The sequence below is a fragment of the Kouleothrix sp. genome (assembly GCF_046328425.1).
Classification (GTDB): Bacteria; Chloroflexota; Chloroflexia; order Chloroflexales; family Roseiflexaceae; genus Kouleothrix.
Window position 1 is genome coordinate 229556 of the sequence record NZ_JAXLWP010000006.1, and the last position, 26972, is coordinate 256527.

24 protein-coding genes and 1 riboswitch are annotated in these 26972 nt (G+C 68.5%); of the genes, 3 read left to right on the forward strand and 21 right to left on the reverse strand.

Annotated elements, in window-relative coordinates; all coding sequences use genetic code 11:
- Positions 1–70: 70 nt before the first annotated feature.
- From U0177_RS07110 to corA, 9 genes are all read right to left on the reverse strand, one after another.
- On the reverse strand, positions 71–1399 hold the full coding sequence (locus U0177_RS07110) for a DUF58 domain-containing protein (protein WP_409569898.1): 1329 nt from the start codon (positions 1397–1399) through the stop codon (positions 71–73).
- Positions 1400–1673: 274 nt separating this feature from the next.
- Positions 1674–2621, reverse strand: coding sequence for an AAA family ATPase (locus U0177_RS07115; protein ID WP_409569899.1), 948 nt, complete (start codon positions 2619–2621; stop codon positions 1674–1676).
- A gap of 56 nt (positions 2622–2677) precedes the next feature.
- A complete protein-coding gene (locus U0177_RS07120; RefSeq protein WP_409569900.1) occupies positions 2678–3607 on the reverse strand; it encodes a hypothetical protein in 930 nt (309 codons plus the stop codon).
- A 13-nt stretch (positions 3608–3620) separates the two neighbouring features.
- Positions 3621–4454, reverse strand: coding sequence for a hypothetical protein (locus U0177_RS07125; protein ID WP_409569901.1), 834 nt, complete (start codon positions 4452–4454; stop codon positions 3621–3623).
- An 8-nt stretch (positions 4455–4462) separates the two neighbouring features.
- On the reverse strand, positions 4463–5620 hold the full coding sequence (locus U0177_RS07130) for a DUF4350 domain-containing protein (RefSeq protein WP_409569902.1): 1158 nt from the start codon (positions 5618–5620) through the stop codon (positions 4463–4465).
- 28 nt (positions 5621–5648) lie between these two features.
- Positions 5649–6647, reverse strand: a complete 999-nt coding sequence (locus tag U0177_RS07135) for a DUF4129 domain-containing protein (RefSeq protein WP_409569903.1) — start codon at positions 6645–6647, stop codon at positions 5649–5651.
- Positions 6644–7612 carry a glycerophosphoryl diester phosphodiesterase membrane domain-containing protein gene (locus U0177_RS07140; RefSeq protein ID WP_409569904.1) on the reverse strand — a complete coding sequence of 323 codons (969 nt, stop codon included), beginning with the start codon at positions 7610–7612 and terminating at the stop codon, positions 6644–6646. The genes U0177_RS07135 and U0177_RS07140 overlap by 4 nt, the downstream gene beginning before the upstream one ends.
- Positions 7613–7655: 43 nt before the next feature.
- Positions 7656–8693, reverse strand: a complete 1038-nt coding sequence (locus tag U0177_RS07145) for a glycosyltransferase family 4 protein (RefSeq protein ID WP_409569905.1) — start codon at positions 8691–8693, stop codon at positions 7656–7658.
- A 21-nt stretch (positions 8694–8714) separates the two neighbouring features.
- Positions 8715–9728, reverse strand: a complete 1014-nt coding sequence (corA, locus tag U0177_RS07150; RefSeq protein WP_409569906.1) for a magnesium/cobalt transporter CorA — start codon at positions 9726–9728, stop codon at positions 8715–8717.
- Positions 9729–10452: 724 nt separating this feature from the next.
- Between corA and U0177_RS07155 the strand changes: the two genes are divergently transcribed.
- Complete coding sequence (locus tag U0177_RS07155; RefSeq protein WP_409569907.1) at positions 10453–12582, forward strand: hypothetical protein; 2130 nt, start codon at positions 10453–10455, stop codon at positions 12580–12582.
- Positions 12583–12811: 229 nt separating this feature from the next.
- Here U0177_RS07155 and U0177_RS07160 read toward each other — a convergent pair whose 3' ends face one another.
- The 7 genes from U0177_RS07160 to U0177_RS07190 form a co-directional block, all read right to left on the reverse strand.
- Positions 12812–14128, reverse strand: a complete 1317-nt coding sequence (locus U0177_RS07160) for an Nramp family divalent metal transporter (RefSeq protein ID WP_409569908.1) — start codon at positions 14126–14128, stop codon at positions 12812–12814.
- Between the two features lie 290 nt (positions 14129–14418).
- Positions 14419–15693 (reverse strand): magnesium transporter, encoded by a 1275-nt coding sequence (locus U0177_RS07165; RefSeq protein WP_409569909.1) that lies wholly within the window; start codon positions 15691–15693, stop codon positions 14419–14421.
- A 270-nt stretch (positions 15694–15963) separates the two neighbouring features.
- A riboswitch (M-box (ykoK) riboswitch) is annotated at positions 15964–16126 on the reverse strand.
- Positions 16127–16146: 20 nt separating this feature from the next.
- On the reverse strand, positions 16147–16749 hold the full coding sequence (locus tag U0177_RS07170) for an HD domain-containing protein (protein WP_409569910.1): 603 nt from the start codon (positions 16747–16749) through the stop codon (positions 16147–16149).
- 98 nt (positions 16750–16847) lie between these two features.
- The gene (locus U0177_RS07175; RefSeq protein ID WP_409569911.1) at positions 16848–18092 is read right to left on the reverse strand and encodes a zf-HC2 domain-containing protein; all 1245 of its coding nucleotides are present in this window, start codon (positions 18090–18092) and stop codon (positions 16848–16850) included.
- Positions 18082–18654: an RNA polymerase sigma factor gene (locus U0177_RS07180; protein WP_409569912.1), complete on the reverse strand. Its 573-nt coding sequence runs from the start codon at positions 18652–18654 to the stop codon at positions 18082–18084. The genes U0177_RS07175 and U0177_RS07180 overlap by 11 nt, the downstream gene beginning before the upstream one ends.
- Before the next feature lie 38 nt (positions 18655–18692).
- Complete coding sequence (locus U0177_RS07185) at positions 18693–19058, reverse strand: c-type cytochrome (protein ID WP_409569913.1); 366 nt, start codon at positions 19056–19058, stop codon at positions 18693–18695.
- The gene (locus U0177_RS07190) at positions 19051–19638 is read right to left on the reverse strand and encodes a hypothetical protein (RefSeq protein WP_409569914.1); all 588 of its coding nucleotides are present in this window, start codon (positions 19636–19638) and stop codon (positions 19051–19053) included. Before U0177_RS07190 ends, U0177_RS07185 begins: the two co-directional genes overlap by 8 nt.
- A gap of 421 nt (positions 19639–20059) precedes the next feature.
- On the opposite strand from U0177_RS07190, the gene U0177_RS07195 reads away from it, so the two are divergent.
- Positions 20060–21340 carry a hypothetical protein gene (locus tag U0177_RS07195; protein WP_409569915.1) on the forward strand — a complete coding sequence of 427 codons (1281 nt, stop codon included), beginning with the start codon at positions 20060–20062 and terminating at the stop codon, positions 21338–21340.
- A gap of 45 nt (positions 21341–21385) precedes the next feature.
- On the opposite strand, the gene U0177_RS07200 is transcribed toward U0177_RS07195, so the two are convergent.
- From U0177_RS07200 to U0177_RS07215, 4 genes are all read right to left on the reverse strand, one after another.
- The gene (locus U0177_RS07200; RefSeq protein WP_409569916.1) at positions 21386–22465 is read right to left on the reverse strand and encodes a DUF4097 family beta strand repeat-containing protein; all 1080 of its coding nucleotides are present in this window, start codon (positions 22463–22465) and stop codon (positions 21386–21388) included.
- Between the two features lie 126 nt (positions 22466–22591).
- A complete protein-coding gene (locus U0177_RS07205; RefSeq protein WP_409569917.1) occupies positions 22592–22834 on the reverse strand; it encodes a hypothetical protein in 243 nt (80 codons plus the stop codon).
- A 12-nt stretch (positions 22835–22846) separates the two neighbouring features.
- On the reverse strand, positions 22847–23758 hold the full coding sequence (locus tag U0177_RS07210) for a helix-turn-helix domain-containing protein (protein WP_409569918.1): 912 nt from the start codon (positions 23756–23758) through the stop codon (positions 22847–22849).
- A 129-nt stretch (positions 23759–23887) separates the two neighbouring features.
- Complete coding sequence (locus U0177_RS07215) at positions 23888–24988, reverse strand: ArsR/SmtB family transcription factor (protein ID WP_409569919.1); 1101 nt, start codon at positions 24986–24988, stop codon at positions 23888–23890.
- Between the two features lie 531 nt (positions 24989–25519).
- On the opposite strand from U0177_RS07215, the gene U0177_RS07220 reads away from it, so the two are divergent.
- A complete protein-coding gene (locus U0177_RS07220) occupies positions 25520–26008 on the forward strand; it encodes an NYN domain-containing protein (RefSeq protein ID WP_409569920.1) in 489 nt (162 codons plus the stop codon).
- On the opposite strand, the gene U0177_RS07225 is transcribed toward U0177_RS07220, so the two are convergent.
- Positions 26005–26829, reverse strand: coding sequence for a hypothetical protein (locus tag U0177_RS07225; RefSeq protein ID WP_409569921.1), 825 nt, complete (start codon positions 26827–26829; stop codon positions 26005–26007). The two genes, U0177_RS07220 and U0177_RS07225, sit on opposite strands and share 4 nt — an antisense overlap.
- Between the last annotated feature and the right edge of the window lie 143 nt (positions 26830–26972).

Here is a 26972-nt window from a genome sequence, read left to right on the forward strand (position 1 = left end):
GCCCCCAAACCCCCACCAAAGTGTAAGTCATCAAGCGAACTTGGTATAAAGTGATCAAGCGAAGGGCGTATCAGAGCGCGCCGCGGGCTTTCAGCTCAAGGTAGGTATTGATGACGCCGACGGTGAGCTTGTCGGCGGGCACGTCGAGCGTCAGCACGCCGCTGCGGTTGAGGGTGTCGAGCACCACCCGGCGCTCGTCGAGCAGCATCTCGGCTACGGCGCGCTGGTATACCGCGCCGGAGTCGCGCGGTGGCTGCGCGGCCATGCTGGTGATGTTCGGGTCCGAGATCACCACGCATAGCGGCAGGTGGCGCTTCGCCAGGTGGGCCATCTGCGCGATCAGCGGCCGGGCCGCCTCGAGCGTCACCAGGTCGGTGAACACCACCACCAGCGATCGGCGCTTGTGCTTCAGCCCAAGGTAGGCCAGCGCGCGGCCGTAGTCGGCCTCGACGGGCTCGATCTGCACGTTGTAGAGCGCCTCGAGCATGCGGTAGAACTGGCCCTTGCCGCGCTTGGGCGCCAGGTAGGTGCGCACATCGTCGGCGAACGTCAGCAGGCCCACATGGTCGCCCTTGAGTGTGGCGACATACGAGAGCAGCAGGGCGGTGTTGATCGCGTAGTCGAGCTTGGCCAGGCCAGGCGCATCGCTCTCGTCGCCCACCGGCGGGCGCATCAGCCGGCCAGTGTCGAGCACGCTGAGCACATACTGGCTGCGCTCGTTTTCGTACTCAGCGGCAATCGGCTTGCCGCGCCGGGCGGTAGCCTTCCAATCGATTCGGCGGAACTCGTCGTCGGTGTTGTACTCGCGCAGCCGCTCGAACTCGCTGCCCTGGCCATACTGCCGGGCGGCGCGCAGCCCCAGCTCGAGCAGCAGCCCTTTGCGCGCCAGCAGATCGTACTTACGCACGTCGAGCACATTGGGGTAGACTTTCACCGGCGCGGCGGCGGGGTAGCGCGCCTGGCGCACGAACGTCTTCAGCGTGCTCAGGTAGCGCACGTTGATGTCGCCGAAGGCGTACTGGCCGCGCCGCTGTGGCCGCAGGTGGTAGCGCAGCTCGGCCAGGCCGTAGGGCGCGACATCTGCCGTGGCGATCACGGTGTCGCTGGTGAGCTCGTACGGGTACTCGTCGCGCACCTGCAGGCTCAGCGCGCGCGGGCTGCGGTTGGCCAAGAGCAGCGTCACCAGGTTGTCGGCGCCGATCGAGAGCTTGGTGTCGTTGATCCGCTCGGCCTCGATCGCGTCGGGCCTGGGCGTCACGAAGTAGTCGGCCGCCACCAGCGCGCCGACGGCCAGGGTGTAGGCCAGCGCCAGCCACAGCAGCGTGGGGGCCAGCGCCACGCCGGCCACCAGCAGCGACCCAAGCAGCAGAAATATGAGCAGGCGGAAAGTGGGGATCATACACGCTCTGAGCTGTGAATATCCATTAGGAGTTACGCACTTGCGTGATTCGGCTTCCTTATGGTACGGGATTGAGCCTACGGCAGCGTGGTACTTGTTCATCTTCTGTGTCCATTTTCCGCACTCCGCGCGGAAAATGGACACGATATGGAGATTATAGTATCGCTCTGCCGAAGGCTGAGGGCGCCAACTGCGTAGGTTCTAATCGAGTTGCGAGCTACGATACCAGGCGAGCCTGGCGACGTTCTGCGCCGAAGCCAACAGGCGGCACGCGCTACCTCGGCACCTCGATCTTCGCCAGAATGCGGGTTATCGCCGTGTCGGCGTTCATGCCTTCGATCTCGGCCTCGGGCTTGAGGATGACGCGGTGGCGGTACACCGGCCGCACCAGGAACTTGACATCGTCGGGGACGGCGAACGCGCGGCCTTGCATGGCCGCCCAGGTCTTCGCCGCGAGCAGCAGCCCGATCGAGGCGCGCGGCGACCCGCCCAGCAGCAGGTCGAGGCTTTTGCGGCTGGCGAGGGCGATATCGGTGATATATTTCAAGATCCCATCGTCGACCTGCACGGCGGCGATCTCGGCGCGGCACTGCGCCAGCAGGTCGGGGGTAAGCACTGGCTCAAGCCGGGCAGCCTCGAGCCGGCGCGCGTCGAAGCCCTGGTGGTAGCGCCGCAGCACCTCAATTTCCACGTCTTGCGGCGCGTAGCTCACCAGCACTTTGAACAGAAAGCGGTCGAGCTGGGCTTCGGGCAGCGGGTAAGTGCCCTCGTACTCGATCGGGTTTTGGGTGGCGGCGACGAAGAATGGCTCGGGGAGCGCCAGCCGCTGGCCCTCGATCGTCACCTGGCGCTCCTCCATAGCCTCGAGCAGCGCGCTCTGGGTTTTGGCCGGCGCGCGGTTGATCTCGTCGCCCAGCAGCACGTTGGTGAACACCGGGCCTTTGCGCAGGCGGAACTGGCTGCTGGCGAGCTCGAACACCTGGGTTCCGATCACGTCGGAGGGCATCAGGTCGGGCGTAAACTGCACGCGCTTGAACTCGGCCTGCGTGAGCGCCGCCAGCGTCTTGGCCATCAGCGTCTTGGCGGTGCCGGGCACGCCTTCGAGCAGCACGTGGCCGCCGCTGAGCAGCGCGATCAGCATATGGTTGAACGGCTCTTCCTGGCCTACCAGCACCTTGCCGGCCTCGGCGCGGATGCGCGTGGCGATGTCGTGTGTGAGCATATTTCCCCCCGAAAGCCAGCAGCCAGAGGCGCGCGGGCTGGCTTCTCATGTCCGTTCTACACTGAAGCTTCGGCCTTGCACCACTCATTCACCTTGGCCTGCAGGTCGTCGCCGTCGAAGGCGGCGCGGTTGTGGCGGTAGAGCAAGGCCATCCAGATCGGCAGCGGCGGCAGGATCACCATGAGGCCGAGCGCCCAAGCCACGGCCGCAATCGCCTGGGTGGCCGGCGAGTCGCCGAGCGCGTAGATCAGCGGCAGCGGCAGCAGCACGCCGATCGTAGCGCTGACCGTCAGGCCGGCGGCGGCCAGCAGCAGCGCGCCGATCAGCCAGGCTAGCAGGTTACGCCCCAGCCGGTACACGATCAGGTCGATGCTGCGCTGCAGGCTCGCGCCGAAGGGCAGCTGCTCCTGCACCCATGGCTGCAGGCCATAGAACAGGCCGCCACCGCTGGCGCCCGAGAGCATCAGCGAGCCGTAGAAGCCGAACAGCGCGATGCCGACGATTGCAATGCCGGCCGGCACGGCCCCGGCTCGGCTGCCGGCAACCAGCGCGCCAATCAGGGCGAAGCCGGCCACGTACATCGGGCAGATGCAGATCACGCTCAGCATTGAGGTAATGATCTGCGCCAGCATAGCGAAGACGATCGTGAAGCAGCCCATGCCGGCGGCGCGGCGCGGCGCGATCGCCAGCGCCGCGCGCAGCCGCACCGGCTGGCCGCTGGCCGCCGTAGCTGCGGCGCGCGAGAGCCCGCCGATCAGGTAGATCAGCAGCGGGAACAGCAGCAGCAGCGCGGCGAGCAGCAGCAGCGCCGGCCAGGGGCCTTCGAGCCACGACGCCGCGACGATCAGCAGGCCCGTGGTGATTGCCGCCGGGATGCACCAGCACGCGGTGATCAGCAGAAAGCCGGTGAAGTTGCGCCGGTACAGGCTCAGCCCCTCGTCGAGCAGCGCCATGGTTGGCCCGATTGTGTCAAACCAGCGGTTCATGGGCCACCAACGATCATAGGTCGAACTCAAGCGCGAGGCCCGCGGCGTCGATGCCGATCCGGCGCAGCTGCAGTGCCAGGTCGGCCGGCGGGTCGCCGGGGATCTCGAAGCGCGTAGGCAGCTGCACGATCGGAATGCTGCCGAGTGTTTCGGTGAGCCGCGCCACCAGGTCGTTGGCCAGGCGCGCGGGCAGCGGCGTGCGGCCGATGCTGACTGCGCCGTCGCTCACGTGTACGAACAGGCGGTTCTGCGCGTCGACCTTCAGCGCGGCGAAGACGTTGACTTCGATCGGGAAGCTGGCGTTCTGCGGGCCGAGGCCCAGCTGCATGCCGCCGAGCTTGAGCGCCATGGTGCCCTGCAGGCGCGCCACAATCCGCGCGCGCCGGTCTTCGAGCTCGAGCGCGATCGACTGGCCGCGCGTGGTCACGTCCATCCAGCTCTGCGCGGGGAACACGAACGTCTTGCCGGTGAAGTTGCTCTGGGCATACAGCTGCAGCGCCTGCTGCAGCGCGGGCTTGGCGATCGTCAGCGTCAGCGCGGGCGGCGCGGCTGTGCCGGCGGGCTCGGGCGCGGGCGGCTCGGCGGGCTCGGGCGGCGGGGTGATGATCACCTGTGGCTGATCGAGCGTGGTGCGGCCGGCGCGCAGCGCCTGGATCAGCGCGTCGGCCAGCGGCGCGTCTTCGCCGGCGGTTGGCAGAAAGCCGCTGAAGAACTGCGGCATGATATTCAGCAGCTTGAAGACCTCAAGCGGGCTGATCATCATCAGCGCGGCCAGCAGCGGGTTCTCGCTGAGCCGGCGCATCAGCGCCTCAAGCTCTTTGCGGCTGGGGAACAGTAAGTCGAACATGGTCGCTCCTAGCGCTGCTGCGCGAACGCCTCGGCCATGGCGTCGGCGTCGGCTACGGCGCGCAGCAGATCGGCCTCGCTTGGGTGCTCGGCGCGCAGCCGGCGCAGCAGCCCGGCCACGGCGGCCTGGTCGATCGGGCGGGCGCGCGCCAGCTCGGCCACAAACTCGTCGTCGTCGAGGCGCGGGTTTACGCCATCGCGCTGCGCCAGCCGGCGCTTGAGCGCAGCGTGATAATGGCTCAGCATGTAGGCGCGCTTGCCGCCGCGCTGCAGCAGCCCGGCCATGCTCTCGACATACTCGGCGATGCTGCGGCGCGCAAGCTCTTCGCGCAGCGGCACCGGCCGTCCGAAGCGCCGGCCGCTCAGCAGCAAGTATACCCCAATCGCCAGCACGGCGTAGGCTGCGGCCCAGCCCCACGGGCTGCTGAAGATCGCCCGGCCCGCCGAGGGCGGCGTGAAATAGCCGTGGTGATACTCGTCGAACTGGATGCGCCCACCGGCCGGGACGCGCCGCAGCAGGTTCAGCACCAGCGCGGCGTTGTCGGCGTCGCGCAGCCCGGCGTTGCTGAACGGAAAGGCGCTGGAGCTGAGGTAGGCGTAGCCGCTGCCAACTTTCACGCCGGCCAGCAGCAGCGCGTCGGGCGTGCCAAGCAGCGCTGCGAAGTCGTCGCGGCGCGGCACCAGTACGCGGGTAGCCCGCAGCGGCGGCTGGCTCAGCGGCGGCTGGTCGAAGGCCGGCTGGGCCGGCGCGGCCTGCTCGATTGTGCCGGTGTACACGGCCGTATCGAACTTCAGGTCGGCGAGCAGCGCGTTCTGCGACGCGAACAGCGCGTCGTGGTCGACCGCCATGATCAGCGTGCCGCCGCGCTCGAGCCAGCTCAGCACCTGCCGCGAGCGCGCGCGGCTGATCGGCTGGCTGGGGTTGAGGATGATCAGCGCGGCGTCGCGCTCGGCGAGCGCGAACTCGCGGTACTCGAGCCGCCGGCTGTCGTAGCCGAGAGCGCGCGTCCAGTCGTACAGCGCCTGCGCGCCGGTGTCGGAGCTGGAGTGCGTCGTCGCCTCGGGCTGGTCGGTGTCGGGCGGGCGGCGCGCCGGGCCGAATATGATGAAGAGCGCCAGCGCGGCGAAGAGGCCGGCGATGATCATAATGTCTTGCCGGTTTTTCATCGGGTACCAGGTTGGTAGAGCACAGCCTTCACGCCACTTCCTCGCCGCGCAGCGCCTCGACGGCGCGCTGGTAGGCGGCGAAGCCGGCCGCGTCGATCGGGCTGTGACCGTACCAGACGCGGTCGAACGTATCGACGACAGCGGCCAGGCGCGCGCGCAGCGCCGGGTTTTCGCGCACGCGCTCGAGGTACTCGCGGTTGGTCAGCGCCCGGTCGTAGCGCAGCGTCCCGCGCTCGTCGAGGCGCAGCAGCGCGGCGAGGTACAGGTAGCGCACGGCGCTGCGGTAGTCGCCGCCGCGCGCCAGGCTGCCGGCCTGCTCGCGCGCTGCCGCGGCGGTCAGCGCGGTATCGATGTCGTCGGGCGCGCTGGCGCCGCCAGCCACGCTGCGGCGCAGCCCGCGCGCGAGGTAGCCGATCACCAGCGCCAGCAGCAGCGTCCCGCCGACCGCGAACACCCAGGCGATGCCGCTGCTATTGGCCGCCACGGCGCTGCCCAGCGGGCGGAACAGGCGCTCAAGCGCGCGCCCGATCCAGCCGAGAAAGGCGCGCACCCAGCTGGGCGTGTCGGGGGCGGCGCGCGTGAACGGCGGCGCGCCGAGGATGGCATCAAGGCGCGCGCGCGCATCGGCGGGCGCGACCGAGTCGGGCTGGGCCAGCGCGTCGAGCACCGCGCCGAGGCGCACACCAATCGCCGCGATGTCGGGGTTGCTGGCGCGCAGGGCCTCGCTGAGCCAGTGGTTATCGGCCGGCACCACGGCGCCGTCCGTCAGGCGCACGCTGGTTGTCGCCTCCAGGCGGGCGGCGGCGTCTTCGAGCCCCAGCCGGTCGCCGCGCTGGGCCGCAGCGTGGGCCTCGCGCAGCCAGCCGGTGTAGGTTGGCAGGTCGGGCGGCGCCGCCTGGGCCTGGGCGTGTGGCAGCGCCGAGGGCCAGCAGCTCAGCAGCAGCCCGATCAGCACAGCCTGCCAGCATCCGCGCAGCCGGCTGCGCCGGCGCGGCGCACGGTTTTTGGGCGGTGGTTTGCGGCTCATGGGCCTGCCTGCTGGGCTATCAGCTCGAGGTCGTAACCCTCTTTGCGCATGCGTACGTCGTAGTATAGCAGGGTAAAGATAATGAACTGCAGCGGCAAGACCAGGATGAGCACGGCGTAGGTGGCCAGCAGGTTGAGCCCCTGCGACAGCGCCAGGTTGTCGAAGGCGAACGCTGCGGCGGCGGCCAGCGCCACCATCGGCAGCTGCACGACCGTCGAGATCAGCCATACGAACACATACACCAGCAGCACCATCCCCACGCTGCGCCAGAACGACAGGCCCACCAGCCGCCAGCTGCGGCGCAGGCCCGCCAGCGAGCCGTGGCCCTCGATCACGATCGCCTGGGTGGTGAACAGCAGCCGCACGTACAGCAGCAGCGCGCCCAGCATCAGCAGCAGCACCAGGCCGATCAGCCCGAGCGCAGCCACAAACGTGAGCGCGGCGTTGGGCTGGCGGCCATCCAGCAGGCCGGTAGACCAGAAGGCCGCGAAGGCACAGCCGGCCACCAGGCCGAAGGCCAGCAGAAACAGCACGAACGGCACGAGCGAGGCGCCGATCAGCGCGAGCACGCGCCTGGCGCCGATGCGGTAGGCCGCCACGATCGAGATCGGCTGGCCGAGGTAGCTGCGCGCGATCGCGTTCGCCAGCGCGCCGGTGATCAGGTTGTACACCACCAGGTACTGCACCACGCTCAGCAGCACGATCAATGCGTAGTAGGCTATGATCTGGCTGAATGAGAAGATATCGAATGGGCTCGGGCCGGGCGCCAGCGGCCGGCTGGCCATGCGCTGCAGCGCCTGGGCATAGGGCATCTGCGCCAGAAACTGCACGATCGCCATGGGCACCTGCAGCAGCGCCACGATGCCGACAAACGTCAGAAAGTGGCGCCGGTACAGCCGGAAGGCGGTGTCGAGCATGTCGGCCAGCGCCATCGGGCGCAGGCGCGGCTGGGGTGTTTGCTCCATTGAGTGTGTCCTCCGCGCGGCTGTGCGCCGCAGGGCCGGGCGATCACAGCACCAGCGCGTCGACGACGCCATCCCAGCCGATGCCGGACACGTGCGCAGGGCCAGCCGCGCCAAGCCGCGCGGCCAGCGCCTGGTCGGCCGCCAGGCGGTCGATCTGGCCGGCGATCGCGTCGGGGTCGGGCGGCGCCACCAGTCCATTCACGCCATCCTCGACGAACTCGAGCACGCCGCCGGCGTCGGTGCTGGTGATCACCGGGCGGGCCGCCGCGAGCGCCTGCACGGTTGTAAAGCCGTAATCTTCGTCGAATGGCGCGTAGTACACCGCGCGCGCGCCGGCGTACAGCCCGATCAGCTCGTCGTCGCCGACGTAGCCGCGGAACTCGGCGCGCGCCCCCAGCCCCAGGTCGGCGGCCAGCCGCTCGAGCCGCGCGCGCTCGGGGCCTGCACTTATGAGAACGCAGCGCGCGGCGGTTTTGGTGCGAGCCAGCGCGCGCAGCAGCAGGTCGAGCCGTTTGGCGGCGTCGAGGCGCGCGTCGGAGAGGATGTACTCGCCGTAGGGCCCGGCGCGCAGCCGGCTGGCGTAGCGGCTTGGCGGGTACAGCGGCGTGCTGCCGAGGCCGTTGAAGCGCCGCAGCCGCTCGCCGACGTTGCGCGAGATCGTGTAGCGCCGCGCGGCCTCGCCCAGCAGCGCGCGATCCATGCGCAGCAGCTGCTCGCGGATGGCGCGGTCTTCGGCGGTGTTGGCGAAGTCGCTGAAGGGCGTGCCATACCAGTCGTAGGCCTGGCGGTGCTGGTGCACCAGCCATACCACCTTGCGCGGGTGGCGCACGGCGTACGATGGAAACTTAGTGCAGATCACCTGGTCGACCGGCGCGGCGTTGACGTGCGTGAGGTCGAGCAGGCGCCAGGCCAGCGCCGACTGGGCGATCTGCTCGTGCGGCTGCCAGGCGAACGGCAGGCTCACCACGTCGACGCTATGCCCGCGCTCGCGCAGTGCGTCGCGCAGGCCCTCGACCAGCAGCTCGGCGCCGCCGCGCACGAACGGCACCTGGGTGGCGCAGATCAGGATGCGTTTGGGCATAGTTGCCTTCGCTTGTGCAGGCTAGAGCCAGCGCCGCCGCCGGAAGAACAGCAGCAGCGCCGTGCTCACCACCACCATCAGGGCCAGCGCCAGCGGGTAGCCGAAGCGCCAGTGCAGCTCGGGCATGAACTCGAAGTTCATGCCGTAGATCCCGGCGATCAGCGCATCGCACATCAGCACGATCGACGTGATCGTCAGCACTTTGACGATCTGGTTCAGCTGGTTCGACTGCAGCGACAGAAACGCGTCGAGCGCGCTCGACAGCAGGTCGCGGTAGGTATCGATGCTGTCGGTGATGCGCACGATGTGGTCGTACACGTCCTGCAGGTAGAGGATGGTATTGCGCTCGAAGATCGGCACCTCGCGGCGGATCAGCACGTTCAGCACGTCGCGCTCGGGCGCCACCACCCGCCGCACCGTCAGCAGGTCGCGCTTGAGGCTGAACACCGACTGGAGCGCCTCTTCGCGGAAGTGCTCGAAGATCTGCTGCTCGATCTCTTCGACCTGGTCGGCCAGCTTGTCGAGCACCGGGAAGTAGTCGTCCACGATCGCGTCGAGCAGCGCGTAGATCAGCGCGCCGGCGTCGTTGTTGAACTCGGCGGTGCTGGCCTGCCAGCGCGTGAGCGTCTCGTCGATCGTCGTGATCGGGCCGTGGTGCACGCTCACGAGGTAGTTGGCGCCGATGAACAGCCCAAGCGCATGGCTGCGCAGCCGCCTGGCGGCGTCGTCGTAGTTCAGCTGGTAGAAGACCATGAAGTAGTACTGCTCGAAGGTTTCGAGCTTGGGGCGCTCGTGGTGGCGGGTCGCGTCTTCGATCGACAGCGGGTGGAACTGAAACTCATCGCGCAACAGCTGGATGTCTTCGGCCTGCGGGTTCTGCAGATCGAGCCACACGAATGTGCCGGGCTGGGTCAGCAGCTCGCTGATGCGCGACGGGTCGACGTGCGATTCGCACCTGCCGGCGTGGGCGCACACCACCATGCGGCGTGACTCGACCGGCGGCGATGCGGCGGGCGACTGAGGCTTCGGCGGCATAGCGTGCTGGCTCCGTGCATATGTGAATTCCTGGGCCTATTATACGCGCAGTATTCGAATAATGGCTTTAGGAAGTACGCGGTCGGCGCCCTCAGCCTTTGGCAAAGCGCTACCTTCCTTTTGGGCGTGTGCGTTTTTCCGCGCGGAACGCGGAAAATGGACACAGAACAAGTGTTCAGCCGAATTTGGTATTACGCGGTGGCGCGGCCGCGCACAGGTACGAGCGTGCCGAGGTATGCCTCGATGTCAAAGATGTTACTCGGCGATCGGGCGCGCGGCAGGCTGGCTGGCGCCGCATTCTGATGCGCTTTTCGCATCGCAACGCGCTATTTTTTAATCGGCGCTTTACGCCAGCTGCGCCAGCGCTTAACAAAAGTGTCACTTCATCTTGATAGGTGCTTGGCGTATACTGGGCGCTAATGTTGCACCAGCCCGTAGGTAGCTTGCCTCTGTATGGCCCTTTCAGGGGCTGCTTGAAAAGCAGGGAATACGCGGGGCGCAGCCTTGCCGTAGGCCCGCGTGTTGGCCATAGATGGCCCACTTTTAGCCCTTTGACACGGCTATATCGCGCCAGCCCTCGCTTTCAAGCAAGTTCTCAAGGTGTTTTGTGCCAGCGTTGGCACGCGGCCTGTGCGCGTATGCCCAGCTATCGCTGCGCCAGGCTTGGTTGTTCGTATGGGAAAACCAGCGATTGAAAAATGAAATGTAGACGGAGTGATTAGGTATGCGGCGCTATCAGCTTGTATGGCTTCTGAGTGTGTTTGGCACCATGGTCGCGATGCTCGCCAGCCCGTGGGTTGGCACGGCGCCGCTGGCGTATGGCGCGGCGCAAGAGCAGGCCGGCTATTCCGATTTCTCTTATAACTATTCCAATGTCGTGACGCCCACCGCCGACAAGCCGCAGAGCAAGCTGTGGTTCAACGACGGCTTCTGGTGGGCCAGCATGTTCAACAATACCAACAGCCCACGCCCGGCGTTTCATATTTACCGCCTCGACCTGGCGACGCAGAACTGGATCGACACCGGCACCGAGATCGACGAGCGCCCCAGCACCCAGGGCGATTTCCTGTGGGACGACACCAGCGGCAAGCTGTATGCCGTCTCGGGCAGCTACTCGGTCGACGGCCGCTACACGCGCTACGGCTACGACCCGGCGCAGAAGAAGTATACCCGCGAGGTCGGCCCTGTGGTGGTGCGGCCGGGCGGCGGCGAGTCGATCTCGCTCGAGCGCGACAGCACTGGCAGGCTGTGGGTCACGTTCACCCAGTCGAATCAGGTGTACGTCAACCGCAGCACCAGCAGCGACGCGGTGTGGGGCACACCATTCATCATCCCCGGCGCGCGCACGATCGACCCCGACGATATCTCGGGGATCGTCTCGTACCGCGACGCCAGCGGCGGCAAGATCGGCGTGCTGTGGAGCAATCACGTGGTGCCGTCGTCGATGTATTACGCGATCCATAAAGACGGCGACGCCGACACAGCCTGGCAGCCGATCGAGACGATCTACACCGCCAAGTGCGCCGCCGACGACCACATGAACATTAAGTCGATCCAGGCCGACTCGACCGGCACGATCTACGCGGTGGTGAAGACTTCGTTTGGCGATAGCGGCTGTGGCGGCAACGGCACCTCGCCGCTGATCCGCCTGGTGGTGCGCAAGCCCACCGGCGTCTGGACGGCCACGACCTTCGGCACTGTCGGCGACGACCACACCCGGCCGATTCTGCTGCTCGATACGACCAACCGCAAGATCTACATCTTCGCCACCTCGCCCACTAGCTGCGGCGTGATCTACATGAAGTCGACGAGCATGGATGCGCCTAGCTTCCCGGCCGGCAAAGGCACGCCGTTTATTCAGAGCAAAACGTACACCTGTATCAACAACGCTACGTCGACCAAGCAGACGCTGAATGCCTACACCGGGCTGGTGGTGCTCGCGGCCGACGAGAGTAAGTCGTGGTATTTACATAACTACCTCTCGCTCGGCACGCCGCAGCCGCGGCTGCTGTTCAACCAGGAGCCGGCGAACACGCAGCTGAGCCAGGCGTTTGGCGCGCAGCCGGTGGTAGTGGCGCAGAACGCGCAGGGCAAGCCCGACAGCACGTTCAACGGGCCGATCACGCTCTCGATCAAGAGCGGCACCGGCACGGCCGGCGCAGCGCTGCTGGGCACGGTCACGCGCAACGCCGTGAATGGCGTGGCCAGCTTCACCGACCTGGCGATCAACAAAGCCGGCGGCGGCTACCAGCTGATGGCCAGCGCCGCCGGCTACCTCGGCGCAACCAGCGTTGCGTTCGACATCACCAAGATCGACCAGGTGCTGGCGATCGAGCAGATCCCGATGAAGCGCTACGGCGACCCGGCCTTCAGCGTCAGCGCCACCGCGCTGATCAGCGGCACGTCGCAGCCGAGCGGCCTGGCGGTGAGCTATGCCGACGCGAACCCCAGCGACGCCTGCACTGTCGCGGGCAGCAGCGTGCAGATCACCGGCGTCGGCGCGTGCACCATCCGCGCGAGCCAGGCCGGCGATGCGACCTACGCGGCGGTGACGGCCGATACGACGGTGACGGTGCAGAAAGCCAACCAGTCGATCGTCTTCCCCGACATGCCGATCAAGCGCTTCGGCGACCCGCCGTTTGCGGTGAATGCCACGGCGACGTCGGGCCTGGCGGTGAGCCTGAGCGCCAGCGGCGCGTGCAAAGTCAGCGGCAATATGGTGACGCTGACGAGCACCGGCACCTGCACGATCCGCGCATCGCAGGCCGGCAGCGCCCTGTACAACCCCGCGCCGGACGTGTCGCGCGACGTGCGCTCGAACTACATGACCTACTTGCCGGTGGGCCAGAGCTAATTGCGGCGCATTTGGCCGGCCGCTCAAACTCACTTCGTTTGATCACTTGCTTTTATGCCCTGCCCGGCTTCGCCGGGCAGGGCATAAAAATCTGGGGCGGCTGTGCCGCCCCCGAACCCCCACCATAGGCTTCGCCGGGCGGGGCATCTTAAAATTCAAGGGCGGCTGTGCCGCCCCCGAACCCCCACCAAACAGCACGCGATCAGCCGGATGTGGTAACAAGCAGCTGCTAAACGAACCACCCCAGCACTGTGATCGCAATCAGCGAGATCGAGAGCAGGCTGACGACGATCGTAATTGCCCAGGCCAGCGCATTGTAGCCACGGCGGTTGGTATGCTCGCCCATCAGCTCGCGGTTGTTCACCAGCGCGAGGATCGCGAACAGCTCGATCGGCAGCAGCAGGCCGTTCAGCACATACACGCCCACCAGCACTTGGATCAGCGGCAGGCCGGGGATGAGCGCCAGCAGCGCGCCCACCACCACCAGCCCGGTGAACAGGCCCATGAAGATCGGCGCCTCGCTCCACGAGCGCGATACGCCGCGCTCGAACCCCAGCGCCTCGCTCATCACATAGGTTGTGGCCAGCGGCAGCACGCCGGCCGCCAGCAGCGAGGCGCCCAGCAGCCCCAGGCCGAACAGCAGCCGCGCGTATGGCCCGGCCACCGGCTCGAGCGCCACCGCAGCGTCGGCGGCGGTTTCGATCGCAATGCCGCGCGGGAACAGCGTGGCGGCGGTGGCGATAATAATGAACGACGCGACCAGCCCGGCAAACAGCGTGCCGACGAACACGTCGAAGCGGGTGTAGCGGTACTCCTCGGGCGTCACGCCTTTCTCGACCACCGACGACTGGACGTAGAGCTGCATGTAGGGCGAGATCGTCGTGCCGATCAGCGCGATCAGCAGCTGCAGGTAGCCGACCTCGAGCGGCGGGCGCGGCAGCGCGGTGGCCACAAGCACCTCGCCCCAATCGGGCCGCGCCAGAAAGGCCGCGCCGATATACGCGAAGAAGCCGAGCGTCAGCACCAGGAAAATCTTCTCGACGCGGTCGTACGAGCCGCGGGTGATCAGCAGCCACACCAGGCCGGCGGTGACTGGCACGGCGACATAGCGGCTGACGCCGAACAGCTCGGCGGCGGCGGCGATGCCAACAAACTCCGAGACGATGATGCCGAAATTGGCGACGAACAGCGTGAGCAGGATCAGCGCCGTCACGCGCAGCGAGAAGTTCTCGCGCACTAGGTCGGAGAAGCCTTTGCCCGTCACCGCGCCTAGCCGCGCGCTCATCTCTTGCACCACGCCGACGCAGATCGTGACGATCACCATAGCCCAGAGCAGGCCATAGCCGTATGATGCGCCGGCCGAGGCGTAGGTGGCGATGCCGCCGGCGTCGTTGCCGGCGCTGGCGGCCAGCAGGCCCGGCCCAAGCGCCAGCAGGTAGGGCCAGAGCGTGCGGCGGCGCCTGCGCAGGCGCTCGCGCACCGTGTCGGGCGGGGCGGCCGGCTCGTGTGCTGCGATGGCCTGGGCACTCTCGTGATCGTGTGCCACGCGTGTACTCCATTTCTAGCCGCCGAGGCCGACCCACCCCAGCATTGTAATAGACTGTAGGACTTACGCAGTTGGCGGGCTTAGCCTTCGGTAGAGCGGTACTACCTCGTTTATTGTATGGGTTTTTCCGCGCGGAGTGCGGAAAAACTCAGACAGAAGATGGAGAAGTACCATGCTGCCGCAGGCAAATGCGCCCGATTGCGGGAGCCGGACAAGGCAACTGCGTAAGTCCTATTCCAATAAAGTCTCATGATGATCAGCAAGATCACAGCGAACTGACGACGACCGCGCTACCCGAAGGCGCGCGCGCCACGGCGCTGCCAGATCTCGGGCAGCATCACCGCCAGCGCATCGTCGACGGTGACAATGCCGATCATGCGGCCGGTCTCGTCGAGCACCGGCACGGCCAGCAAGTTGTACTCGGCGAGCACGCGTGCGGCGTCTTCGGCCCGATCTTCGGGGCTGACGGTCGGCACATCGTCGTCCATTATCTCGGTGAGCGGCGTGCCGGGGGCGGCCAGGATCAGGTTGCGCAGCCGCACAATGCCGTGCAGGTAGGCCGGCTCGTCGTCGGCCAGCGGCGCGGAGGGCGTGGCGCCGTCGGGCTGATCGCCGACGACATACACCGCCAGCAGCGGGTCGGGCACCTCTTCGAGCGCGCGGATGAGCTGCAGCGCCTCGCCTACGCTGGAGCCAACGCGCACGCGCACGAAGTCGGTGGTCATGATCCGGCCGGCGCTGTCTTCGTCGTAGGCCAGCAGCTGCTGCACGTCGGCGGCCTCTTCGGGCTCCATGCGCGCCAGCAATTGCTCGGCCACCTCGTCATCGAGATCTTCCAGCACGTCGGCAGCGGCGCTGGGCGCCATCTCTTCAAGAATATCGGCGGCGCGCTCCTGATCCATGCCCTCGAGCAGGTCGGCCAGGCGCTCGTCGCTGACTTCCTCGAGTGTCTCGGCGGCGGTCTCGTCGTCGAGGGCCGCGACGATCTCGGCGCTCTCGCGGTACGAGAGCGCGTCGACGATGCGCGCCAGATCGACGGGGTTGATCTCGGAGAGCCGGTCGTACGAGACCTTGAGCTGCACCGGCGCGGCGCTAGCGAGGTACTGGGCCTCGCGCCAGTCGATGATCTGCCGGCCGATGATCCGGTCGGCCAGGCGGCGCGGCCCCAGCCGGCGCACCAGCGCCTGCGGGCTGACATCAACGCCGATCAGGCGGTAGGCGCTCTCGGTATGGGCCAGCTGCACGTCGTTCACGCGCACAATCCGGCGGCCGGTGATGTCGATAATCTGGTGGTCGAGCACGTCCTTGCGCAGCAGCACTTCGCCGTCGCGCCGGCCGAACGGGCCGAGGTTGACCGTCGAGGTGCTGAGCTTGGCGACGCCGTTGATCGACACGAGCTGGGATGCGGGAACAAAGAAGAGCCGCCGGCGATCGCGCACCACCAGGCCGCTGATCGGCGGGTACGGGTCGCCGCTGATATGCACGATCACGTCGTCGAGCCGGCCGAGCGGCTCGCCGCTTGCGCCGTGGACGGCGCTGTCGAGGATCGATGCGAGGAAGAGCATTGCGCGCCTCCGTCTGCCGCAGACTGCCGGCAAACAAGGCCCCTACGCCACTCACGCGCGGGGGCCGGAGGCGGCACGCGTCAGGCGCCGAGGAGGCGCGCCAGACGTGCGGCCGGCAACAGGCGCGCCCACGCGATGGGCGCAGCGGCGGGTTGCGCCGCCAAGTTGCGGATGTGAGCTACAGTGGAACTATGACCGCCGTCCATACAACTCCATCAAAACGCCCCCTCGCAGTGGGTGCAAGGGGGCGGAAACGCGGCTTCGCGCTGTCCTCTCCCCCCTGGTTGAGCTTAAGCACTCACACAACGTAGCGCCGTGCAGTCACCTTGACGTGACCCTTAGGCCGGGCCGCGCCGTGTGCCCCTTAGCGTCTTTCGACGGTTCGGGACAGTGACCTGTGTTTGTGTGAGCGCCGCGCCTAACGAAGGAGCGACCATCGGTACGTGATTTTTATCACTGCGTACAGTATACCCCGCGCGCCGGGCGCGTGTCAAGTGCCGCGCGCTGCTCGATCAGGATGGCGGCCAGCTGGCGCAGCGTGGGGAATTCGTCGTCCCAGCCCGCGCCGGCGCCTTCCCAGAACTCGGCCAGCGCGCGGCTGCCGGCGCGCTCGTAGGCCAGCGCTTGCGCGAGCATCTCGATCCGATCGAGCCCTTTGACGAGCCGGGCCTCGCGGCTGGCGCCGCGCGCGTATTCGTCCCACAGCGCGAGGTAGTGGCCGGCCTGCGGCAGGGCGCCGAACAGCTCGGCGGCGGCCTGGCGCTCGGCGGCGTGCTTGGCATCGGCGCCCAGCAGGCGCCTGGCGCTCGCCGGCAGGTCGCCCAGCAGCGCCTCGGCCATGTCGTGCACCAGCGCGATCGCCAGCAGCCTGCCCTGGTCGAGCCCAGGCTCGGCGCCGGCCACCAGCAGCGCCAGGGCTGCCACGCCGAAGGTGTGCTCGGCCACGCTTTCAGGCTGAGCCACGCCGCGCTGCAGCCAGCCGGTGCGCGGCAGCAGCTTGAGTGCCGCCAGCCGGGCGTAGAGCGATACGATCTCGCCGGAGTGCTGCTCGTCCATTGCGCCTCCTCTGCTGAAAGGGAAGCGCATTATCGCACGCCCGCGCGGCCGCCGTCAACGATTGCGTGTCGTAGGCTAGGGCGGCCGCCAGTGGCGCGTCAGGGGCTGCCAGGCACGAACACTCCGTCCCAGGGCTGCCAGTCGGCGCGCGCAGCGGTGCGCCAGGCCACGCCGGGCGCGGCCGAGCTGTAGCGCGTGATCGTGTTGTGGGCGAAGTTCAGGCCGAAGAAGCTGCCGCCCGGCCCAACCACCACGTGGTGCTGGTCGTTCGAGGAGTCGATCCGCGCGGTGGTGCTGAGCGTATCGCTCGCCAGCAGCTCGATGCCGCCGCTGGCGCCGTTGCCGCGCGGCAGCGCCAGCAAGCCGTTGGCAAGCAGCTCGAGATCCCACAGCGGCGGCAGGGCGTCGAGGGTGGCCGCGATGCTCGATCGGTCGCTGCTGGCGATCCGCCAGATCATTGGCCGCGCGTCGGGCGCGGCGCGCGTCAGCGCCACGTACACCTTCGCGCCGTCGCGGCTGATCGCCAGCCAGCCGCTGCGCGCCATGTCGGGCTGGGCCAGCGTCTGCGCAGTGCTAGCGCCGCTGCGCACGTCGATGCTCCAGACGCGCGCCTGGCTGGCGGCGAGCGCCAGCAGCGTCGCGCCATCGGGCGCAAGCGCCAGCGCGTTTGGGGTGGCGCGCAGATCGTAGGTGCGCGCCAGCGCCAGGGCTGGCCCGTCGAGCGCGAGCGCGGCCGCGCCATTGGCTGCCGCCACGTACAGCCGCGCGTGCGCGGCGTCGAGCGCGAGCGCGCCGGTGGCGCCGATGGCGGCCGGGGCCTCCCAGCGGTCGCGCACCGCGAGCGTGGCCGGGTCGAGGGCGACAACCGCCTGGCGCAGGGCCACGTACAGGCGGTCGCGCACGGCGTCGTAGACGATCGCGCCCGGCGCGCTGCCGATTGTGCCGGCGCGCAGCCATGCCCCGCTGGCGGCGTCGAGCGCGACAACCCGCCCGCCGCGATCGGTTACAAACAGCACGCCAGGCGCCGAGGCGCTGGTTGCAGCACGGCCTGTGCTCAGCAGCAGGGCCAGCAGCAGCAGCGCCGCCAGCCCGGCGGCGAGCCCGGCCACCGGGGCAAGCCAGGCAGATCGGCCGTGGCGCAGGCGCGCGCGAACCGCCGCGCGCACGTCGGGGGCCGGGCTGGCCGCCAGCGCCCGCTCGATCGTATGCGCGTCGTCGCGCAGGCGCGCGAGGCGCGCCGCACACGCCTGGCATGCCAGCAGGTGCGCGCGCAGCTCGGCGTGGTCGGCCGGGGCGAGCGCGCCGTCGAGGTAGGCCGCCAGCCGCGCAGTATCAGGATGCATCGTCGTCCTCCCCGGCGCCATAGGCGGCCCGAAATGCCGCGCGGCCTCGGCTGATGCGCATGCGCACGGTGCCCTCGCTCAGGCCCAGCAGCGCGGCAACCTCGGCGTACGAGAAGCCGGCCACCAGGTGCAGCAGCAGCGGCGCGCGCTGCTGCGGCGGCACGCGCGCCAGCGCTTCCGCGACGTGGGCCGATGCGATGGCGTGCCGATCGGGCTCGGGCGCGGCGCTGCGCAGCCCGATCGGCAGCGGCAGCCAGCCCACCAGCCTGCGGCGGCGCAGCGCCGAGAGCGCCTGATTATGCGCGATGCGAAACAGCCAGCTGCGCAGCATGCCTGGCTGATCGAGGCTGCCGATGGCGCGAAAGGCGCGCAGAAAGGTTTCTTGCAGCAGATCGCGCGCCTGCTCGGGGTCGCCGAGCAGGCCGCGCAAGTAGCGGAACAGTGCCGCCTGGTGGCGCTCCATCAGGGCTGCGAATGCGTCGTCGTCGCCTGCGCGGATGCGCGCGACCAGCAGCGCGTCGGCGTCGTTCGGTTCGGCTCGTGGTGCGCCGGCCTCGCTCACGATCGGCGGCTCCTGTGGCTGTGTGGCTCCGCGCTTGATTATAGCCTCAGCAGAAACGTGCTCAGCGCGGCGATCTCGCGCTCGCTCAGGCCGAGCTTGGGCATTGCGGTGCCCGGCCGCACCGCTGGCGGGTCGGCCAGCCAGCGTTGGAGGAACTCGGCGTCGCCGCGGTAGCTGCTCAGGTCGGGCGTGCCCTCGCCGCCGAACTGGCCCGAGCGGGCGACTGCGGCGTGGTGGTGGCACGCGACGCAGCCCTTGGCGACAAAAAGCGCCTTGCCGTAGCCAGCTTCCGCCCCAGCTGGCGTGGCCGGCGCGGGCGCGGGGGATGTAGCCGTCGCCGGCAGCGCTGAGGCGACCAGCAGGGCCAGCCCGAGCGCGGCAAGCGCCAGGCTGAGCTTAGCCATGCGAGCCTCGCAGTTTCCCGGCTCGCACGCGCTGGCCGGCGAGCAGCGCCACGAGCGCGGCGAGCAGCAGGGCCAGCCCGGCCCAGCGCAGCAGCGTGGCGCTGGCGAGCCCGCCCCCGGCCGGCGCGGCGGGCTGGCTGGCCGCCGGCGCGCCAGGCAGAACGGTGATCGGTGCTAGCTGCATCGCGTCACTGTTGCCGCCGGGGTTATCCTGGATGAAATAGCCCAGATTGTCGATCGACCAGTTCCAGGCGCCCGCGCGCGGAAATGTGACATCGGCGACGAAGTGGCCAGTTGGGCCTTCCTGGCGGGCCGGGAAAGCGAGCGGCGCAGCGTCGCCGGCCTGGGAGATCGTCAGGGTCGGCCGGATCGGCAGCTGGTCGGTACCGAGATTGGTGGGCGTGTGCCCGTGCTGGCGCACCACAAAGCCGATCCGGATCGGCTGGCCGGCGCGCACCTCCTGGGGCAGCTCGTCGAGCGTGACCATCGCCCAGCCGCCGGCTAGCGCGGCCGGCGCGCCGGCCAGCAGCGCCACGAGCGCCGCGATCATGCCAATCAACGCGTGTCGCCTCATCGTCATGAGTTCCTCCTTGTCGCCGCAATGCGACGGTTCGAAAAGGCCTGCACCAGTATGACGCACGGCATAACGAAATCCTCACATTGCTTGACAAGCATGCATGCTCCGGTATAATGGCGCTCAAGCATGGATCAAAGTGATAGACCCGGGCGCTATGCTCAGCGCCGCAGCGTACCACTGTGTGAGTGGGCTCCCCGGCACGAGCAGCGCGCGCCCGCACAATCAGATTCACTGCCCGCATCGGCCACACCGGCATTCCGCTATGGAATGTTCCCCTTCCCGGATCCCTTCGCGACCCTTTCATTCTCGCAGGCCGGTTGCTTACGCGCTGTGCGCGCTGTTTGCCGTGCGCGGCGTTGGTTTCATCTCGTGAGAGGATAATAGTGTGTTGATATTTCGGCGCCCCCTTGCAGCGGCGTCTCTGGTGCTGTTGTACGCAGCAGGCGCGATCGCGCCCGCGCCTGCGCCCGCGCGCGCGCAGGCCGCCCCGCCGGCCGCGCCCACCTACACGGTGTTCGCCACGCGCGAGGGCCTGGTGGGCCACCGTACCGCCAACGGGCACCGCATTCGCCCGCGCGACCGTTTTGTGGCGCTGCCTTCGTCGGCGGTGCTCAGTAGCGACGGCGGCAATGAGTTTCAGGTGCGCGTGACCTACCGCGACCGCAGTGTGGTGCTGCCGGTGTGGGATGTCGGCCCTTGGAACACCCGCGACGAGTACTGGCAGCCCCAGCGGCGCTATGGCGACCTGCCGGCCGGCCTGCCGATGGCGCAGGCCGCCTACCAGCACGGCTACCACGGCGGCCGCGACGAGTTCGGGCGGCGTATTCGCACGCCCAACGGTATTGATATCGCCGACGGCGCATTCTGGGACGACCTGGGCATGACACAGTCGGACTGGGTGCAGGTGACGTTTTTGTGGATGGGAGCGGACACCGGCGCGCCGCCGGCGAGCGCTGCTCCTGCCGGCCCGGCCGCCCCGCCAGCCGAGCCTAACGCGATCGTCGTCGACGATGGCGGCGCCGGCTATGGCGGCGAAGCTGCAGTGCAGTGGTACGACGCCGACTGTGGTGTGGGCGGGCGGCACGCCTGGACGTACGGCACCCCCGACGCGGCGCAGAGCGAGAACCGCGCGCGCTGGGCCGCGCGGCTGCCGGGGCTGGGCTTCTCCGAGGCGTTCGCCTACATCCCGGCGTGTGGCCGTCCGGCCACGCAGGCCGCGCGCTACCGCGTACAGCACGACGGCACGGCGCGCGACGTGACGATCGACCAAGGCGCTGCCGGCGATCGCTGGGTGTCGCTGGGGGTGTACCAGGTGGCCGACCCGGCGGTGGCGATCGAGCTGAGCGACGTGACGGGCGACGACGGGCGGGCAGTGCGCTTTGACGCGGTGAAGTGGCTTCCGCGCGAGGATGTGGCCGCGCCCGAGGCGCGCGCTACCGAGGCGCAGCGCCAGCCCGACGGCAGCGTGCTGGTGCGCTGGGGCGGCTCCGACGACGTGAGCGGCATTGCCGCGTTCGATGTGCAGGTGCGTGCTCTGCCCGATGGCGGCTGGAGCGACTGGCTAGGAGGCGCTACGACGCTCGAGGCGGCGTTTGTGCCGCCTGGCCCAGGCGGCTACGCCTTTCGCGCCCGCGCCACCGACTGGCTCGGGCACCAGCAGCCGTGGCGCGACGCCGACGATGTGCGCGTCGAGATCGGCACGTAGCCGGCCGGGCCTCTGGAGCACGGGCGCAGCAGCGCGCTCATGGCGCTAGCGCGCCTCGACGGTGATCTCGCCGCTGGTGGTGTTGAGCGTCAGGCTGGCCGCGCCGCTACCGGCCACGCCCTTCAGGCTGTTGCGCCCGCTCTCGGCCTGGGCCAACTGGAAGTCGCTGCTGACCTCGCCGCTAGCCGAGCTAGCGTCCAGCTTGAAGCTGCTCTGCTCGGGCAGCTCGAGCTGGACGTTCCCCGAAAGCGTGCTGACCTGGCTGGCGCCAGCGCCAAGATCGCCCTGGAACTCGACATTGCCGTCGCTGGTCGAGATATTCAGCTGGCTGGTGCGCGCGTCGTTCACAGTCACATTCCCCGAGACAGTGTTGATCTGCAGCTGGCCGCTGGCGCCGTCGAGCTCGACATTGCCGCTGGTGCTGCTGATTGCCGCGCCGCCGACCTGCCCATCGGTCAGCTCGACATTGCCGCTGATCGTATCGACCTTGAGCGCCCCGGCGATGCCGTTTAATTCGACATTGCCGCTGGTGGTGCCAACCGTCAGCCCGCCCTTCAGCTCGTCGCCGCGCACATTGCCGCTGAATGTCGTCAGCGTCACTGGGCCGCTCAGCCCGTCGACCGTGATCTCGCCGCTGGAGGTTTTGATGTTGGCCTGGCCGCTATGCGGCACGTCGATGCGGTAGGTGATGTTGTTCGAGCAGAAGAAGCAGAAACTGGAGCGGCGATTTTCGGTTACGCTCACTGTGTCGCCGCGCTGGCTCACGTTCACTTCGTAGTCGCCCTGCGAGCCGCCGCGCTGGACCGCCACGATCTTGATCTCGTTGCCGTCCCAGGCGTGTACTTCCACATTCGACGCCTCGACTGCGAGCTCGAGGGCGCTGCCGCGCACCTGCTTATCGACCAGGGTGTAGCTGCCACTGCCGAGCGGGAAGCCGCGGCCCAGCATCTGAAACGCCAGCAGCGCCAGGCCGACCACCACGAGCGCGATGCCCAGGCCGGCGTTGCGGCCGCGCTGCGGCGCGCGCCGGTAGTATGCTTCGTCGGGAAGCGGCATAACCGGCGCTGCGACGGCTGGTGCGGTTGGTGCGTCGAGCGTGTGATCGTATGTTTCCGGGTTACTCATAGCGTCCTCGTGTGTATGTGTGCTCGGCTGCTGGCCGAGATTGTTCCGCCACCATTACTACACCTAAGACGCTCGACTGGCCGGCAGGGTTGCGCGGCGCAGCGCATACAAAACGGGTACGGCAGGCTAGGCGGCGCCGCCGCACGGGTCGATCGCGATAGGCGGCTCGGCCGGTGGGCTGTAGCGCGCCTCGAGGCCGGCGCCCCAGGCGGCCAGGTGCCGGCCAAGCCGCGCCAGCAGCGGCCCGTAAAAGCGCGGCCGGCGCCCGCGCGCCGTGGCGACGCTCCGGCCGAGCGCCAGCTGCCGCTCGTAGCGCTGCAGATCGTCGCGGCGCGCGTAGGCTATCTGCTCGTCGATCCAATCAGGCATGGGTGTGTCCTTTCAGCTGCCCTCGGCCTGCGGCGCGCTGTCGCGCAGCTGGCCCAGCAGCTCGTGCAGTTCGTCGATCTCGGTTGTGCTCAATACATTCCATGGCGTGTAGAACAGGCGATCGGTGGTTTCTTCGGCTTGCTCGCGCCTCTCGCGCCCGGCCAGGCTTGGGTCGAATGCTTCGCCGGAGGGCACAATCCAGCCGCGCTCGCGCAGATCGGCCAGCGCTTGCTCGATCACGGCGGGGTCGTGCCGGCGGCGCTCGAGGCGCTGCTGAAGCGCCGCGAGCGTGTTGGCCTCGCCGCGCCAGATAAGCGTCAGGATCTCCCAAGCCGGGCCGTCGACCGTGAGCGGCTGCCAGGCGGCCTGGTGCGCGTCGTCGCGAAAGTGCAGCAGGTCGGTGGCGTACTGGTCGAGCCGCGCCGCCGCCGACGCGCCGGCGCCGGGGTCGGTGAGCCGGCTGCTCAGCAGGTGGAACTTGCCGGCCGGCTCAGGCGTGGCTAGCATAGCTTCCACCACGCGCTGCAGCAGATCGGCGGCGCGGCCGAGCCGGGCCTCGGGCAGCGGTTGGTAGCCGGCCAGCGCGGCGTGTACCGCGCCGAAGGTGTTCTCGAGGCTGGCGCGGCCGCGCTCAGTAAGCCAGTACGAGCCGGACGGCTCTTCGGCCAGCAGCCCACGCTCGGCCGCGCCGGCCAGCAATTCGGCCAGCCCGGCGCGCCCGAGGTATGGCATCTGGCGCTGAAGCAGGCTGCGCGTGAGCGCCTCGGGCTCGGCGCCTCGTGCCAAAAGCAACAGGTTAAGATCGGCCGGCGCAATGCCTGCCTGCTCGTTCGCGGCCTGCATGGCTGCGTCGTAGCGCGTCGCAAGCGCCCGCACCGCCGGGCCGAGCAGCGCGAAAATGTCGGACTGCGTGGCTGTTGTCATGGTCTTGCTCCTTTCGCCTAGGGTTGCAAACACACGCCTCCACGCGGCGCGGCCGAAGCCGGCGCGCCGGGCGGGGGGCCATACGGATTGGCAAGCATGGAGATGCCCTGCAAGGCTTGGAAATCGGCGTCAGCCGCCTGGCTGCGCCAGAAAGCGCTCGAGCGCGCCAAACGTGTCGCCGATGCGCTCGCGGTTAAGCGCGTAGCACTTGGCGATCTCGCGCCGCCGCTCGGTGATGTAGCCGGTGGCGCTGAGCTGGCGCAGGTGCCGCGACGTGGCGGATTGCGTCAGGTCGAGCAGGGTCATGATGTCCTGCGCGCACAGCTCGCCGTGCTGGCTGAGCAGCGCCAGAATGCGCAGGCGCGTGTCGTCGGTGAGCGCCCCCAGCCGCACGAGCAGATCCGAGCGGCTGAGCGCCGACGCGGCGGTGGGCGCGCCGTCGGGCAGGCGCGCGCCAAACACCACCCACAGCGTTTGCCCGCTGAGCGACTTGCGCAGGTATGGGCCGATATGCGCCGACGGCACAAAGATGATCTGGCGCGCCTCGGCTATCAGCCGCTCCCACTTTTCGTCGGGCTCCTGGCCGGTGATCAGGCGCATGGCCTCAATGCCGCTTTTGCCCGCCAGGCCGATGCGCTGAAACGCGCTGGCCGACTCGCTCAGCATTGGCGCGACGTGCTCCCACTCGGCGGCGAGGCCGCCCTGCCACAGCTCGCGCAGGTGCCCAACGATCAGCCGCTGCATGGCCGGCGGGTCGTTCAGCAGCGCGTGGGCCGCGCGCTCGATCGCCTCGTCGATGTCGCAAAAGTATGTTCGCAGAAACGCCAGGTATGCGTCGACATCGGCCAGCAGCCCGGCCGGCTGCGCCAGCTGCGCGCGCGTGGGGTTGGTGGGAACGTGCGGCCGCACAATCTGCCCCAGCAGCCGGTCGCGCAGATCGGCCGGCCGGCTGCTTTCGAGGTCGGCCAGGTAGGCCTCGAAGCTGGGCCAGCGCCGCTCGGGTTGCACTGCGAAGTACAGCCCTTCGAGCACCAGCCGGTTGCGGTGCAGCTGATCGGGCGTCAGCCGCGCGGCCGCCCGGTTGACCCAATCGCCCAGCCCGGAGTAGCTGCCAACCTTGTCGATCAGCATCAGCGTGCTCAACATGTTTACCGCCGGCTCCACCGCCACTGTCAGCTCGGCTGGGGTGCTGCGCGTCAGAACGTCGTCGCTGGTAAGCGTTGCCGGCATTGCCTTGCCTTTTTGCAGATTATGCGTTTATTTAGATTATTCGGTTAAGTGACTAAATTGATTCTACGCTCTGGTCGTGCGTTTGTCAAGGGGCCGGCGGCAAGCCTTACAAGCTTTACAAGCGATGCTGATGTATAATACAAACCTGTGATTTTTTTCTTTAGACTCGGCAGTTGCTGATCGTCCGACGGGAGGCTTGGAAGCTCGCATAACCTGCAAAGGCACCCGTTTTTCGCGCTCTGGCAGCGCCGCCGGGCTGCCAGAGCGCGAAAAAGCAACTGCGGGGGGCGGCACCGCCGCCTCCGCCCCCAACTCAGCGCGATGATGCGGGCTTTCCAAGACGCTTAATGCTCTGTCAACAAAGTTCTTTCGTAGTGGCGGCACCAACGAAACACAGTGTCATGCTGAACGAAGCTCCGCTCCCACGACGCCGAATCATCGAGCGAGTGAAGCTTCGCTCACCATGACAATGAAATACAAGGAAACTTCGTTGACAGACTACTTAAGCGCGCCGCCAGCCAGGGTTTGCCAATGCCGCTGCTGATCGATGGGCACAATCTAATTGGGCAGGTGCCGGGCATTAGCCTGGCCGACGCCGACGACGAGGCGCAGCTGGTGCTGCTGCTGCGGCGCTATAGCACGGCCAAGCGCGGGCGCCAGGTGGTGGTGGTGTTCGACCGCGGGGTGTACGGGCATCCGCAGCAGCTCAACGGCTACGGCATCACCTGCTTCTTTGCGCGCTCGCCGCACGACGCCGACGCCGAGCTAATCAAGCGGATGCGCGCGCTCAAGCGGCCGCGCGATTGGGCGCTCGTCAGCTCCGACCGGGCGATCGCGCGCGTGGCCGAGGAGTGCGGCGTGCGCGTGATCGACGCGCGCGCGTTTGCCCGCCAGCTGCGCGCCGGGCCGGCGGCCAATGCGCCCGGCGCGCCCGAGAAGCCCGAGGCGCGCCTGAGCGAGGCCGAGATCGAAGAATGGCTTGAGCTGTTCCGCAAGCGGCCGGGCGGGGCGGGCAGCTAGGGCGCTCGCTTCGCTTCGCAGCGCACCAGGCGCTTGCCCTGGTCGGTGTGGTACTCGTAGGTGCGCCCCTGCGCGCTGAGCACCAGCCGGTAGCCCGGCGTGATCACCTGCAGCGCAGCCTGGCCTGGGCTGGGGCAGCCCAGGCTGCTGTCGTTCCACTCGACCGGCTCGGCCGCCACCATCTGAACATCGCTTTCGGCGATCTGCAGCTCGCGGGCCAGCGCCGCGCGCGCCAGGTCGGCTATAGCGCGCCCAGCGTCGTCGAGCGGCGCCGGGCTGTCGCCTCTATGCCGCTCGACGCTGGCGCCCGCGCCGAGGTCGGCCGGCTGGCCGTCGGCGCACAGGATCAGCTGGCTCGTGCCCATGCCGGTGTGTACCTCGTAGCTCTGGGCCTGGTTGTCGCTGGTGAACACCAGCCGGAAGCCGGGCGTGACGACTTGCGGGTAGGCCATGCCGTCAGCCGGGCAGCCAAGCGCGCCGTCGGGCCACTCTTCGCGGTTGGCGCTTTGCAGCTCGATCTGCGCGGGCGGCCGCTTCAGGTAGGCCGCCAGGCGCAGCTGCGCCGCCTGCACGAGCTCGTCGGGCGGGCGCACCGACGTGCCGCCCGCGCCCGGCGGCCGCGCCACCGGCGAGGGCGCTGGCGTGGCGGAGGCTGCCGGCTCGGTGGTTGGCGCTGGCGTGGGCGCAGGCTGGCTGGTTGGCTGGCCTGCCGGTGTGACGGTGGCCGGCTGCGCCGTGGGTGCGCTGGCGCCGCCTGGCTCGGCCACGCCACAGGCCGCCAACGCAAGCGCCGCGAGCAGCACGATCGCGATTTTACGCATCAGAAACTCCCTGTTACAATAGGCCCTCGGGCCGGATGTGCAGCGAAATGGTACGTGCATCGTATATAGCACCTTGGTCGGCTGTGCTTCACACAGGGGCGCGCTATACCGCGCCCGCACGCAATCTGCGGAATTGAACCTTT